The sequence below is a fragment of the Microbispora cellulosiformans genome (assembly GCF_008728085.1).
Classification (GTDB): domain Bacteria; phylum Actinomycetota; class Actinomycetes; order Streptosporangiales; family Streptosporangiaceae; genus Microbispora; species Microbispora amethystogenes.
Map to the genome: position 1 here is coordinate 14,828 of NZ_VYTZ01000008.1, position 12,794 is coordinate 27,621.

Consider the following 12,794-nt stretch of genomic DNA (forward strand, 5'->3'; position numbering starts at 1 on the left):
GCTTAGCGGAGCGATCTGAAGGCGGCCCGGATCTCGGTGCTGAACAGCTCTGGCTCCTCCCATGCGGCGAAGTGGCCGCCCTTGTCGACCTTGTTGAAGTGAATGAGCCGGTGGTAGGCGCGTTCGGTCCAGCTGCGCGGGGCTTGGTAGATCTCACCGGGGAAGACCGTCACGGCCGCGGGCAGGGAGATGTCCACGGCGTCGAAGTTGTTGGCGTTGTTCTCCCAGTAGAGCTGCGCGGAGGAGATCGCACTGTTGGTGACCCAGTAGAGCGTGATGTCGTCGAGCATCTCGTCCCTGGTGAGCGACCGCTCGGGCACGCCGCTGCTGTAGGTCCACTCGGCGAACTTGTCGTACATCCACGCGGCCAGGCCGACGGGTGAGTCCGTCAGCCCGTATCCCACGGTCTGCGGGCGGGTCACCATCATGGACGAGTAGCCGGACCTCCTCTTGTAGAAGGTGTCGAGCGAGTCGAAGGCGGCTTTCTCGTCGGGGGACAGTCCCGCCGGAGCGGAGTCGCCCGCGGCGAGGATCCTGGCGATCTCCGGCGGTACGGTCGCGGGCATGTTGACGTGGATGCCGAGCAGGCCCTGCGGACGCTGGGCGGCCATGCGGTCGGAGATCACCGCGCCCCAGTCGCCGCCCTGGGACACGTACCTCTGGTAGCCCAGCCGCTTCATCAGCACGTCCCAGGCGCGCCCGATGCGGTCGGGGCCCCAGCCGGTGCCATGCGGCTTGCCCGAGAAGCCGTAACCGGGCATCGAGGGCAGCACCAGGTGGAAGGCGTCCTCCGCACGCCCGCCGTGGGCGGTCGGATCGGTGAGCGGGCCGATGATCTTCAGCAGCTCCAGGACGGAGCCCGGCCAGCCGTGGGTGATGATCAGAGGGAGGGCGTTCGCATGCCGGGAGCGGATGTGCGCGAACTGGATGTCCAGCCCATCGATCTCGGTCACGAACTGAGGTATGGCGTTCAGCTTGGCCTCGACCTCGCGCCAGTCGTAATCGGTGGCCCAGTAGCGGACGAGCTCCCGCAGCCGGTCCAGCTGCACGCCCTGGGACTGGTCCGTGACCGTTTCCCTGGCAGGCCACCGGGTCTCGGCGAGGCGTCGGCGGAGATCGACGAGGGTCTTCCTGGGCACGCTGATTCGGAAGGGACGGATCGCGTCGCGTCCCGCCGGACCGGCGGTGGCCGCCTGGGCGGGGAGCGGGGCGTAAGCGCGGGAGGCCGATACGGCGACGACCGCCGCGCCGGCCGAGGTGGTGAGAAAGCCGCGGCGGGTGAGGGCCGGCCGTCCTTCTTCTGACATGACCATTCTCCTTCTGCCGGAACACATGTGATCGTCTGTTGGCAGGGGCCGCCCTCGCGCTCGTGGAGTCCTCAGAGGCGGCCTTGACCGGGGGAGGGGAGCGCAGGGCGGTAGGGGGGAGCGGCCGATGTGCCGTTCCCGCTTGACGTCGCGTGGGTTGAGCGGCGCCCTGCGCCGCTCGATGTGTCTACTTCGGGCTGCTGAGGGCTTCCTCGCGCAGCCGCGCGATGGTGGCGCCGAGTTCGAGCTCGACCTCGCCGGGCCGCTGAAGACCCCGCCGGAAAAGGTCCTGCACCAGGGCGGCGTTCTCCTGCCGCCCCGATGTGGCGAAGAACGCCGCCAGGCCGGGCGCGAACTCGGCGTCTTCCGGCAGCGAGGCCACGTCAACAAGGTGCTTGATGCCGGCGACGGCGACCTTGTCGAAGGTGGCGATCCGCCGCGCGAACCGGTCGACGACCTCGTCGAGCTCGATGTCCGGCACGACCCGGTTGACGTAGCCGTATTCGGCGGCCAGCGCCGCCGGGACGTCGTCGCCGCCGAGAACGATCTCCAGCGCGCGGCCGCGGCCGACGAGCCGGGCCAGCCGCGCCATGGCCCCGCCGCCCGGCACCGAGCCGAGGCCGACCTCGAACTGCCCGAGAACCGCCCGCTCCGAGGCGAAACGGATGTCGGTGGCGAGGACGAACTCGCTGCCGGCTCCCCGTGCCCGTCCCCGGATCACCGAGATCGTGGCCGCGGGCACCCGGCTGAGCCGTACGAGACTGTCGAGGTAGGGGTGCAACCCGGTCGGACCGGGCGACATGGCGGCGACCCGGGCCCTGTCGGACATCAGGTCCCAGTGCGCCATGAAGTAGTCAGGATTGCCGCTGCGGAAGACGACCACGGTCAGGGCGGGCGCCGCCTCGATGCGGTCGACGAGCGCGGAGAGCTGCTGCACGCTGTCCGGGTCGAACAGGTTCACCGGCCCGTTGGTGAAGGTCACCTGCCAGTACGAGGGCGAGACCTCGTCGACGTGGAACTGCTCTGCGACCATGACTGTCCTTTCGCAGGGGGTCCGGGTCGGCCACCGCCTGGGCGCCTTCCGCGGCGCGCCGTGGCCGGCACGGATCGGCGCCGGCTCGATCACAGTCCCATGCGGGCGGCCCGGTCTTCCCCAGGGGAACTCCCTGGCCGCCCCTGGTCCCGTGGTCCCGCGCGTCCCCCGGGGTACCCCCAGGGAGTCGGCGGCTCGCCCTGTTCGGCCTATCGCTCCGACGTGGGCTCGAACTCGTCCCGGGGCAGGGCGTCGCGGAGCTGCCTGCGGGAGGTGATGAGCAACTTGCCGTAGATGTTGCGCAGGTGCCACTCGACCGTACGAGGGCTGAGGAAGAGCCGCGTGCCGATCTCGGGGTTGGAGAAGCCGTCCCGCGCCAGCAGCGCGATCTGCCGTTCCTGCGCCGTCAGAGCCTCACCCGACGAGGGCTCGACGGTGCGCTTGCGGACGGTCTCCCCCGTGGCGAGCAACTCGCGGCGGGCCCGCTCGGCGAACGCCTCCATCCCGATCGACACGAACATCCCGTACGCGGTGCGCAGGCGGTCCCGTGCCTCGGCACGCCGGCTCTCCCGGCGCAGCCACTCGCCGTACAGCAGGTGGGCACGGGCCAGTTCGGGGCGCAACCCCGCGCTGCTCAGACGTTCGACGGCCTCGCGGTAGAGGTCCTCGGTATCCGGTCCGTCGACGACCAGGGCGCGGGTGCGTGCCTCCAGACCTCTGGCGAAGTCGGTGCTGAACGGCCGGGTCGCCTCGGCCAGCCGTTCGAAGGCATCGCGGGCGAGGTCGGCCTCACCGGCCCGGCTGGCGGCTTCGGCGAGCTCGGGCAGCATCCAGGTGGACAGCCAGGGCTCGGAGATGTGCGGGGTGGACTGGGCGGCGTGCACCGCTTCGGGATAACGGGCCAGGCCGTTGTACAGGACCGCAGCCGCCCACTGCGCACCCGTGATACCCATGCCGAATCCGGACGCGGCAGAGGCCTCGATGGTGGCGGAGACCATTGCGACGGTCTCGCTCTCCCGGCCTCGCAGCGACAGCAACCGCAACGCGGGATAGGGCGGCAGCGGGTTGCCCGTCGCGGCCGCGATGGTGTCGCCCTCGGCGATGACAGCGGCGGCGCCCTCGAAATCGCCGGCCCAGGACAGGGCGTAAGCCAGAGTGGACAGGTGATAGGGCAGTTCCCGGAGCGCGCCGGCGTCGCGGACGACCTGGACCTGCCGGGTGTAGATCGCCAGCATGGCTTCGTGGTCCCAGATGGCGGCGCTCGCCCCGGTGGCGACCCACCCCCAGCGCAGCACGTCCGCGGCGGGGATATCGATCAGCTCCTTCGCCGCCTGCCGCAGCGTCGCCGCCGCGGACGCCCGGCCCTCCGTGACGAGGAGCGCGAAGCCGTCGAGGAGGAGGTCCAGCGGGCCGGGTCTGTCCGGCGACGAAAGATTCCGTACGGAACGCGAGACCGCCATGAGGGCCTCCTGGTCGCCGACGCTGACGGCCATGCCCCACGCGGTCAGGTAGGTCTCCCGCGCGAGCCGCGGGTTCCCTGGTTCGAGCCGATCGGCGGCGTCCAGCAGCAAGGCGATCGCCTCGGTGCCGCCGCCGGAGGCGAAGGCGATCTGACCTCGCAGCACCCCGGCACGCCCGTCCTGGAAACCGGTCAGCGAAGCGACGCTGACGCTGCTCAGCAACCTGCTCACGTCGTCGAGTTGTCCGGAGAGAAGACTCGCCTCGGCGGCCGCCAGCATCCTGTCGGCGCGCTGCGCGGAGTCCGCGGTCAGCGCGGCGGCCCGCTGCAGGAACGCGGCTGCCGCGGCCACCCCGCCGCGCGCCTGCGCCCGGTTGGCAGAGCGTTCCAGTTCAGCGGCGACGGCCTCGTCCGGTCCGGCGGTGGCTGCGGCGAGGTGCCAGGCGCGACGATCCGGTGCCTCCTGCGGGTCGGTGACCTCCGCCAGCGCCAGATGCACCGCCCTGCGGTCCTCGGGCCTGGCCGCCCGGTACGCCGCCGAGCGTACGAGCGGGTGCCGGAACGTCACGCGGACGTCGAACGACAGCAGCCCGTCCGTGCCGTCGATCAGCGCCGTCGTGAGCGTGACTCCCAGCCTCTCCGCGGCGCGGCGCACCAGGTCCGGATCCCCGACCGGTTCGGCGGCGGCGACCAGCAGCAGAAGCGCGGCCTGCTCGGGCAGTCCCTCGACACGGTTCAGGAAGCTCTGCTCGATCCGGCCCGGCAGGCTGTCGGCGCCCAGCAGGCCGAGCCCGCCGGCCATCTGGGTCGGGGTCAGCCCGCGGGGCAGTTCGAGCAGGGCGAGCGGGTTGCCCTGGGTCTCCGCGAGGATGCGATCGCGGATGTGCCGGTCGAGCGGAGCGTGTGTGACGGAGCTCAGCAGGGCGCGGGCCTCGGCGTCGGCCAGCCCGGTGACCTCCAGCTCCGCCAGCCCGCGGAGTTCCGGGCCCGGCCGCCGGGTGCCGAACAGCATGCCGATGGACTCCGCCAGCAGCCGCCGGGCGACGAAGCCGAGGATCTGCGCCGAGGCCAGGTCCAGCCACTGGACGTCGTCGATCAGGCAGAGCAGGGGCTGCTTCTCAGACGCGTCCGACAGCAGGCTCAGCACCGCCAGGCCGACCATGAAGTGGTCCGGCGCGGGTCCCTCACGCAGCCTGAAGACCGTCTCGAGCGCGTCGCGCTGCGGCGCGGGAAGGCTGCTGAGCCTACCGAGCAACGGGGCGCAGAGCTGGTGCAGCGAGGCGAACGCCAGCTCCATCTCGGACTCGACTCCGGCGGCACGCAACACACGCGCATCGGCCGCCGATGTCGCCGCGTAACCCAGCAGCGCGGACTTCCCGACTCCTGGAGCGCCCCGCACCACGAGCGCCCGGCTCTCGCCAATTCGCACAGAGGCCAGCAGCTCGTCAAGCCGAGCGCACTCGTTCTTCCGCCCGAGTAGGTCGATGTTCTCCCCGCGTCCCGCGCCATGGTGCCGCTGATCCATCGCCGTTGCCCCGTCTCACCGTTGACGGTCCTGTTAGCGCCAACAGACCGGAGTAATCCTGGCCTAAACCTTCGCTCGGGGAAAGATCTCGCTCGTTGATTCCGCATGCCGGGTGGCTGCACTCCACCACGCGCTCGCCGACGGCCGGTCGGCTGATCGCCCCCAGAGGCCCCGCTCGGCGGTGCTACGCCGATGGAAGCATGTGCCGTTCTCCGGCCATGGCCGCGTCGAGTTCCTTCCGGGAGGTGATGCCCAGCTTGCCGAAGACCTTGCGGAGATGCCATTCGACGGTGCGGGCGCTGATGAACAGCTGGGAGCCGATCTCGGGATTGGTGCGGCCGTCGCGCGCGAGCTCGGCGATGAGGGCCTCCTTGGCGGTCAGGGTGCCGACCGCGTCGACGGTACGCAGGTGTACACGTGCGCCGGTGGCGTGCAGCTCACGCCGGGCACGTTCGGCGAACGCGGCCATCCCCATCTCCGTGAACATTTCGAAGGCGGTACGTACTTGGCCGCGGGCGTCGGCACGACGGTCCTGGCCGTGCAGCCATTCGCCGTACAGCAGCCGGGCGCGGGCGAGCTCGGGCCGCAGCGGGGTGCGAGCGAGCCGCTCGATCGCCTCGAGGAAGAAGCCTTCGGCGATGTCGCCCTCGCTCAACAGCGCGCGGCAGCGAGCTTCCAGCCCCAACCCGAAGTCGGCGCCCCCCGCGCGGGCCGTTGCGGACAATCGAGACAAGGCATCGCGTGCGAGTTCGGTGTCGCCGGTGCGGACCGCGGCCTCGATGAGTTCGGGCAGCGCCCACAGCGAGACGAACTGCCCGGGTGCGTCCTCACTGGACTCGGTGGCCGCGGCGAGCGCATCGTCATGCAGGCCGAGACCGTTGTAGAGGATGGCGGCCGTCCAATTCGCGTAGGCGACCGAGACGCCCTGCCCGCGCGTGGTGGCCTCGTTGATCGTTTTCTCGATCAGCGGGACGGCTTTGGTCTGATCACCCCTCATGCAAGCGAGTGCCAGGGCCGTGAGGGAGGCGAGGGGGCTGCCTGTCGCCGCGCACACCTCCTCCTCTTCGACCTTCACCAGTTCGGCCGCCGCGAAGTCGCCGCTCCACATGATCGCCGTGCCGAGCGCGGCCAACATAACCGGCAGGAGGTCCAGCGCACCCACGTCGCGGGCGGTACGGACCTGCCGTTCGAGGATCGTGCGCCAGGGATCATAGACCAACAGGGCGCTGGCGGTGGCCTGCGCGAACCAGCCCCACCGCAGATCGTCCTCGGCGGAGATGCCGGCCGCGGTGAAATGGTCCATCACCGCCCGGAGTTTGGGCGCGGCCGCGGCGGGTCCCTGAGTGACCATCAGGGTGAGAGCGTCGAGGAGCAGATCGGCCTGTCCGGGCGGGTGGCCCGGCAGCTTGCGGGCCTGGGCGGCCTGAGATACCTCCGGCAGACCTACAGGAGTCGCCGACCGGCCGGCCAGGATGGCCGCCATCCACGCCCTCAGATAGGTGTCGCGGGCCAGTTCGGCGTCGAGGGGCTCCAACCGCTTGGCCGCCCTGAGCAGCAGCGCCGGGGCGTCGCTACCCAGTCCCGACGCGAAGTTGATTTCGGCGTACAGCAAGTCGATCCTGGCGCTCTGCAGTTCGTCGAGGGGACCGCTCTGTGCTGTCGCGAGCAGTTCCAGAGCCATGGAGAACTCGCCTGCCTGTGCGTGGGTCTGCGCTGCCGCCAGGGTGCGTTGGGCGCGGCGGGCCGGGTCCACGGTGAGCAGCGCCGAGCGCTGCAGGAACGCCGCGGCCGCCGTCAGCCCACCGCGGGACTGGGCGCGGTTGGCCGACTGCTCAAGGTCCTCCGCCACGCTCTCGTCCGGCCCCGTCGCGGCCTGGGCGAGGTGCCAGGCTCGGCGGTCGGGGTCGACGGTCCGGTCGGTGGCCTCCGCGAGGGCGAGGTGCGCCGCCCGGCGATCGTGTTCGGAGGCCGATCGGTAGGCCGCCGAGCGCAACAAGGGGTGCCGGAAACTGACCCGCGCCCCGAACTCCGCCAGCCCAGCCAGCACCAGGGCCTCGGTCTGGGTCTCGATACCGAGCCGCTTGGCGGCGCGCCACACCAGCAATGTGTCGCCGGAGGGGTCGGCCGCCGCGAGTTGCAGCAGCCGGCGCGACTCGGAGGGCAGCGCGTTCAGCTGGCGCAGGAAACTGTCCTCGATCCGCGCTGTCAACGGCGCGACGCCTGGCAGCCCGAACCCGCCTGCCAGCTGCGTCCGAGTGAGGCCGCGTGGCAGCTCCAGGAGCGCCAGCGGGTTGCCGCGGGTCTCGGCCAAGATCTGATCTCGCACCCGAGTGTCCAGTGGTCCGTTCAGCTCGGATTCCAGCAGGGCCCGGGCATCGGCGTCCGGCAGTCCGGTCAGATGCAGTTCTGGCAGCCCTGCCGTGTCGTCCCCGGTGACTCTGGTCGCGAACACGATGCCGACCGGATCCGCTCCCAACCTTCTGGCGACGAACCCGAGCGCGAGCGCGGAGGCGCGGTCGAGCCACTGCTGATCGTCGATCAGGCAGACCAGCGGCTGCACCTCCGCGGCCTCCGACAGGAGGCTGAGCACCGCCAGTCCCACCAGGAACCGGTCCGGCACTGAGCCTTCGGCCAGTCCGAAGGCGACTCGCAACGCCTCCCGTTGGGGCGCAGGCAGCCGATCCAGCCGGTTCAGCAAGGGAAGGCACAGCTGATGGACGCCCGCGAACGGCAGCTCCGCCTCCGACTGGACGCCCGTCACGCGCACTACCCGGCAATTCTCCGCCTGCTCGGTCATATATTGCAGCAGCGCGGTTTTGCCCACCCCCGCGTCCCCGCGGATAACCAGAGTACGGCTCTCTCCGCCCCGAACCGAGTTGAGCAGTTCGACGAGTATCTTGCGCTCGGCCTCACGGTCGATCAGAGTGCTCCCGCGGCCCGGCCGCCGATCAGGGCTCATCTTCAGCGGGAACCACCTGCGCCGGTCAGCGCTTGCGGACCTTGTGTTCCCGCGGCCGACCGCGAGCGGAGCGCCGCCTTTCCGGTGCCGGGCTCGCTATGACTTCTCACACGGCCTCCCGTCCAGTCCACCGCACTGAGTTGCGAAGTCACGGGCAACATTCGATCTTTACATGAGGAATGGCGCCCGGCAATGCCCCGGGAGTGGTTCCACTGGGAGTGGCCTCGGTTGGAAGATCCGTACGATCCGAACCGTAGTCGCCCAACAATGCGAATGGCCGGTTCCGATGATCGGAACCGGCCTCGCAGCTGGTACTACATGGTCGGGGTGGTGGGATTTGAACCCACGGCCTCTTCGTCCCGAACCGCGAGCACTGCTTCAACAGAAGGTGTTTAAGAAATCACCATCTGTGCAAAACCCCAGGTAGAAGCCCTAGTGTGAGTGTTGCGTGGTCCTGCCGAATGTCAGCTCCTGGTGCAGGGTCCACTAACGCGGCACTAACGGACGATCAAGGGGGTGAATTGGGCTACTCGTTCAAGCGGCTCGACTCGCGCGGTCGGGTCCGCTACACGGCCTGCTACAAGGACATACGCGGGAACGTCGTCTCGGCGGGCACCTACTCATCGAAGCGGGCGGCGGACAAGGCCTGGCAGCAGGCAGAAGCCCGTATGGATCAGGGGAAGATCGGTCATCCCAGCCGGGGCAAGCAGACCTTCGCCGAGTACGTGAAGAACACCTGGCTCCCCAACCATCAGGTGGAGCCGTCGACCATGCAGAGCTACACGTACACGTTGAACAGGCACATCCTGCCGACCTTCGGTCCCATGCGAATGGTCGACATCCTTCCCGAGCACGTCAGGGCGTGGATCGCCAAACTGAAGGACGACGGCGTCAAGGCACCGACCATCAAGTACGCCAAGGTCCTGCTCAGCGTCATCTTCACGACCGCGCTCAACGACCAGGTGACGTACATCCACCCCGGCCGGGGTGTGAGAACGCCGACCGTTGCCGTGAAGCCCCGAACCGTGATCACGCCCGAGCAGTTCGACGTGCTCTACCAAGCCCTGCCCGATAGCGACACGCAGTTGCTCGTCGAGACCGCGATCGAGACTGGGCTTCGGTGGGGAGAGCTTTCCGAACTTCGAGTGAAGGACCTCAACACGAGAATCCGGATCCTGACCGTGAGTCGCGCTGTGGTCGAGGTCAATCCGAAGTTCCACCCGGACGGCGGGCGCTTCATCGTCAAGGAGTACCCCAAGGACAAGGAGTTCCGTCGGTTCAAGTTGAGCCGGCAGATGGTCGACAAGCTCGAAGAGCACATCAGGAGTGAAGGCCTGGATCGCGACGACCTGTTCTTCACTTGGAAGCATGTTCCGCGGGCTCGTTCGCGGACCAAAGCGCTTGTCGATGTGGACACGCTCGGCTGGACCAAGCCGAACGAGAACGGCAAGACGTACAAGCACGGGACGTTGTCCGCCTACAACGCGGGCAAGTGCCGCTGCGAGCACTGTCGCGCTGCTTTCGCGCAGTACCGGGCGAAGCGCCGAGGTGAGGAAGGGAAGGACACCCCACGCCAGCCTCGGCAGCGCGACACCGACGGCCACATCCCGGCTGACTGGTTCCGACGGCAAGTCTGGAAGCCCGCGTTGAAGGAAGCCGACTTGGGGATCCACGTGCGCATCCACGACATGCGGCACGCACATGCCTCATGGTTGCTCGCTGGCGGCGCCGACTTGCAGGTGGTCAAGGAGCGGCTCGGCCATGCCTCCATCGCCACTACCGAGAAGTATCTGCACACCCTCGATGACGCCGACGAGACGGCTCTGGACGCCTTCTCGAAGATCCGGAATCGATCCGCGAGGTGAGCAGATCTGCTTCGGTACGGCGCCTTCGACCCAATCTCGATTCGCGGAAAGGAGAGCACTAATCAGAGGGAGAACAATGGGCGAGACCCGGAGGAGAGGATGCATCTTCGCCCAGCCACCCGACGCGCGACGATCGTCGCGCGGCATCCTCATCGAGTCGCTGTCACTGTCAGTAAATGCTGTTCGGGTGTCCCGTTCCCAGCGCGCATGGGGGTTTATGACGGTGGGGGGTCTGGAACCAAATCACTATGCGCGGATCGCTGCCGCTAACCTCTCCCTGGACGAGGAGGCCTGAGCAGCGATGGCCGGAGACCTGGTTGCTGTACGCCGAATCCAGCGAACAACGATCGCCGGTGTGCTTCTGCTGGCGCTGATCGCGGCAGTCGTCTCGTTCAGGCACATGCACGAGCTCTGCCTGCGGCACGGTGAGGATCACCTGGCGGCGGTGCTCATCCCGATCGCCGTCGACGGCCTGATCGTCGTCGCCTCGATGTCTATCCTGTTGGCCAACCGGTCCGGCTCCCGTGGCGGCCTCCTGGCCTGGAGCCTGCTCGTGGTCGGCAGCCTCGCCAGCCTAGGCGCGAACGTTGCCATCGCCGAGTCCACTGTGATCGGCCGCATCATCGCCGCCTGGCCATCGCTAGCCTTGATCGGCAGTTACGAGCTCCTAATGTCCCAAATCCGCCGCTTCGAGGAGGGGCAGGCTAAGGTCAAAGATCTTCCCGCTCTCACCCCTGATCCCGCCGCCGACGCGGAAGCTGACCCCGCGGGGCCGCAAGATGATCAGGAGGAAGACGCCGACTTGCCCGATGGGCACGACGGGAACAGCCGGGCGCTGCAGAGGCCTGGCTATGGGCGCAGCAGCACCGCCATGCCGACGGCGACCTCCCAAGCGGTGTCGCCATCGCGAGGGCCTTTGCCCGCAGCCCTCGATGGGGCCGCCTCGTCAAGAACGCCGGTCTCGCAGGCGAATTTAGTTAGATCAGCGGTGGGCTCCGGCTGAGGGTAGGAGCATACCGCTGGGCAGGCGGTCTTGATCGCGTGCAGCTCTCGGCGGGCATAGGTGGGATCACCTCTGCGGGCGTGGGGCGGACAGGGCGCCGCACCTCACCGCGCCAATGCCCAGCGGACCGTCCCCGTCGGCGCGGGGCCGACGACAGCGACAGTCACGTCCGTACCCGCCGCAGTGGAGTATCCCCGCAGGCGAGGGGCCTGCGCGTACAGGGCGGTCGACCCGGGTGTGATCACACGACCATCGCCGCGGGCACGGGGCCGACCACGGACTTCGGGTTGAACACCACGATGACAGGGGAGCATCCCCGCGGGCGCGGGGCCGACGTCCAGGAAACGTTAGCGTCGCCCGCGTCCACAGGAGCATCCCCGCGGGCGCGGGGCCGACTCAGGCCGTCGACCCGGCCGTGTTCGACGTCGACGGAGCATCCCCGCGGGCGCGGGGCCGACCTGCACGAGCCCGGTCACGGCGGGCAGCAGAGGGGAGCATCCCCGCGGGCGCGGGGCCGACGAGCCCGAGACGGCTGGCGAGGCTTACATCCCGGGAGCATCCCCGCGGGCGCGGGGCCGACAAGACGATCAGCTCGCTCGTGCGGTGGCTCAAGGGAGCATCCCCGTGGGCGCGGGGCCGACCGGTTGGGACATGACGTTGAGGACGCACCCGAGGGAGCATCCCCGCGGGCGCGGGGCCGACGACTGTTCCATGATCCGCGCCCTACTTGATGAGGGAGCATCCCTGCGGGCGCGGGGCCGACGTCGTCTGGTACTGCGGTGACTCTCCGGAGCTGGGAGCATCCCCGCGGGCGCGGGGCCGACCGGGCCCGGCTGCCAGGCGGGCGGCTCGTAGGGGGAGCATCCCCGCGGGCGCGGGGCCGACCAGGCGCACATGTTCACGGAGACCGACTGGGCGGGAGCATCCCCGCGGGCGCGGGGCCGACGCTGAGCCGCTCGTACAGGGCGCGGGCCTCGTCGGAGCATCCCCGCGGGCGCGGGGCCGACGTCAGCGACGGGTCCATGAGCGGCTCGAACACAGGAGCATCCCCGCGGGCGCGGGGCCGACGGCTACTACTCCGAAAACGCGCAGAACGACTACGGAGCATCCCCGCGGGCGCGGGGCCGACAACATCCGCCCGGCGGGCAGCCGCCTGAAGACGGGAGCATCCCCGCGGGCGCGGGGCCGACCTTCTCCATGTGCTTCTTGGCGATTTCGGCGAGGGAGCATCCCCGCGGGCGCGGGGCCGACGCTGCGGCGTGAGCGTGCACCCCCGCCGCCGGACACGTACGGCCCGGACAGGGGAGCATCCCCGCGGGCGCGGGGCCGACCTGGCGCTGCAGACGGCCCTGACCGGCGGCAGCGGAGCATCCCCGCGGGCGCGGGGCCGACCTGCCTCTGGACGCCTACAGCCTCGGTGCCGAGGGAGCATCCCCGCGGGCGCGGGGCCGACCATTCTGGAACATCTACCCCGTAGAACGGCCCCGGAGCATCCCCGCGGGCGCGGGGCCGACATCTCGTTCTGCGCCAATGCGTCGGGCTGAAGGGGAGCATCCCCGCGGGTGCGGGGCCGACCGGGTGGACCACCCGGCCTTTGCCTTGACCCGGGGAGCATCCCCGCGGGCGCGGGGCCGACGCCGACC

The 12,794-nt window shown here is 69.7% G+C and carries 6 protein-coding genes and 1 CRISPR repeat array (1 of these 7 cut by a window edge); of the genes, 2 read left to right on the plus strand and 4 right to left on the minus strand.

What is annotated here, in order from left to right:
• Window positions 1-2: 2 nt before the first annotated feature.
• From F5972_RS22615 to F5972_RS22630, 4 genes are all read right to left on the minus strand, one after another.
• Window positions 3-1,307 carry an epoxide hydrolase family protein gene (locus F5972_RS22615; RefSeq protein WP_150935631.1) on the minus strand — a complete coding sequence of 435 codons (1,305 nt, stop codon included), beginning with the start codon at window positions 1,305-1,307 and terminating at the stop codon, window positions 3-5.
• Window positions 1,308-1,494: 187 nt separating this feature from the next.
• The gene (locus F5972_RS22620) at window positions 1,495-2,340 is read right to left on the minus strand and encodes an enoyl-CoA hydratase/isomerase family protein (RefSeq protein WP_150935633.1); all 846 of its coding nucleotides are present in this window, start codon (window positions 2,338-2,340) and stop codon (window positions 1,495-1,497) included.
• Window positions 2,341-2,549: 209 nt separating this feature from the next.
• Entirely contained in the window at window positions 2,550-5,324 is a 2,775-nt protein-coding gene (locus tag F5972_RS22625; RefSeq protein ID WP_150935635.1) for an AAA family ATPase, read from the minus strand.
• A gap of 184 nt (window positions 5,325-5,508) precedes the next feature.
• Window positions 5,509-8,283: a helix-turn-helix transcriptional regulator gene (locus F5972_RS22630; protein WP_150935637.1), complete on the minus strand. Its 2,775-nt coding sequence runs from the start codon at window positions 8,281-8,283 to the stop codon at window positions 5,509-5,511.
• Window positions 8,284-8,804: 521 nt separating this feature from the next.
• Here F5972_RS22630 and F5972_RS38925 point away from each other — a divergent pair.
• Window positions 8,805-10,148 carry a tyrosine-type recombinase/integrase gene (locus tag F5972_RS38925; protein ID WP_404803071.1) on the plus strand — a complete coding sequence of 448 codons (1,344 nt, stop codon included), beginning with the start codon at window positions 8,805-8,807 and terminating at the stop codon, window positions 10,146-10,148.
• A gap of 301 nt (window positions 10,149-10,449) precedes the next feature.
• On the plus strand, window positions 10,450-11,151 hold the full coding sequence (locus F5972_RS22640) for a DUF2637 domain-containing protein (RefSeq protein ID WP_150935641.1): 702 nt from the start codon (window positions 10,450-10,452) through the stop codon (window positions 11,149-11,151).
• A gap of 124 nt (window positions 11,152-11,275) precedes the next feature.
• Window positions 11,276-12,794: direct repeats of the CRISPR family, unit length 28 nt; unit sequence GGAGCATCCCCGCGGGCGCGGGGCCGAC; it runs 1,640 nt beyond the window's last position.

Bases quoted from the DNA above. Each gene is read 5' to 3' on its own strand.
- F5972_RS22615 (WP_150935631.1), bottom strand. From the start codon at position 1,307: ATGTCAGAAGAAGGACGGCCGGCCCTCACCCGCCGCGGCTTTCTCACC.
- F5972_RS22620 (WP_150935633.1), bottom strand. From the start codon at position 2,340: ATGGTCGCAGAGCAGTTCCACGTCGACGAGGTCTCGCCCTCGTACTGG.
- F5972_RS22625 (WP_150935635.1), bottom strand. From the start codon at position 5,324: ATGGATCAGCGGCACCATGGCGCGGGACGCGGGGAGAACATCGACCTA.
- F5972_RS22630 (WP_150935637.1), bottom strand. From the start codon at position 8,283: ATGAGCCCTGATCGGCGGCCGGGCCGCGGGAGCACTCTGATCGACCGT.
- F5972_RS22640 (WP_150935641.1), top strand. From the start codon at position 10,450: ATGGCCGGAGACCTGGTTGCTGTACGCCGAATCCAGCGAACAACGATC.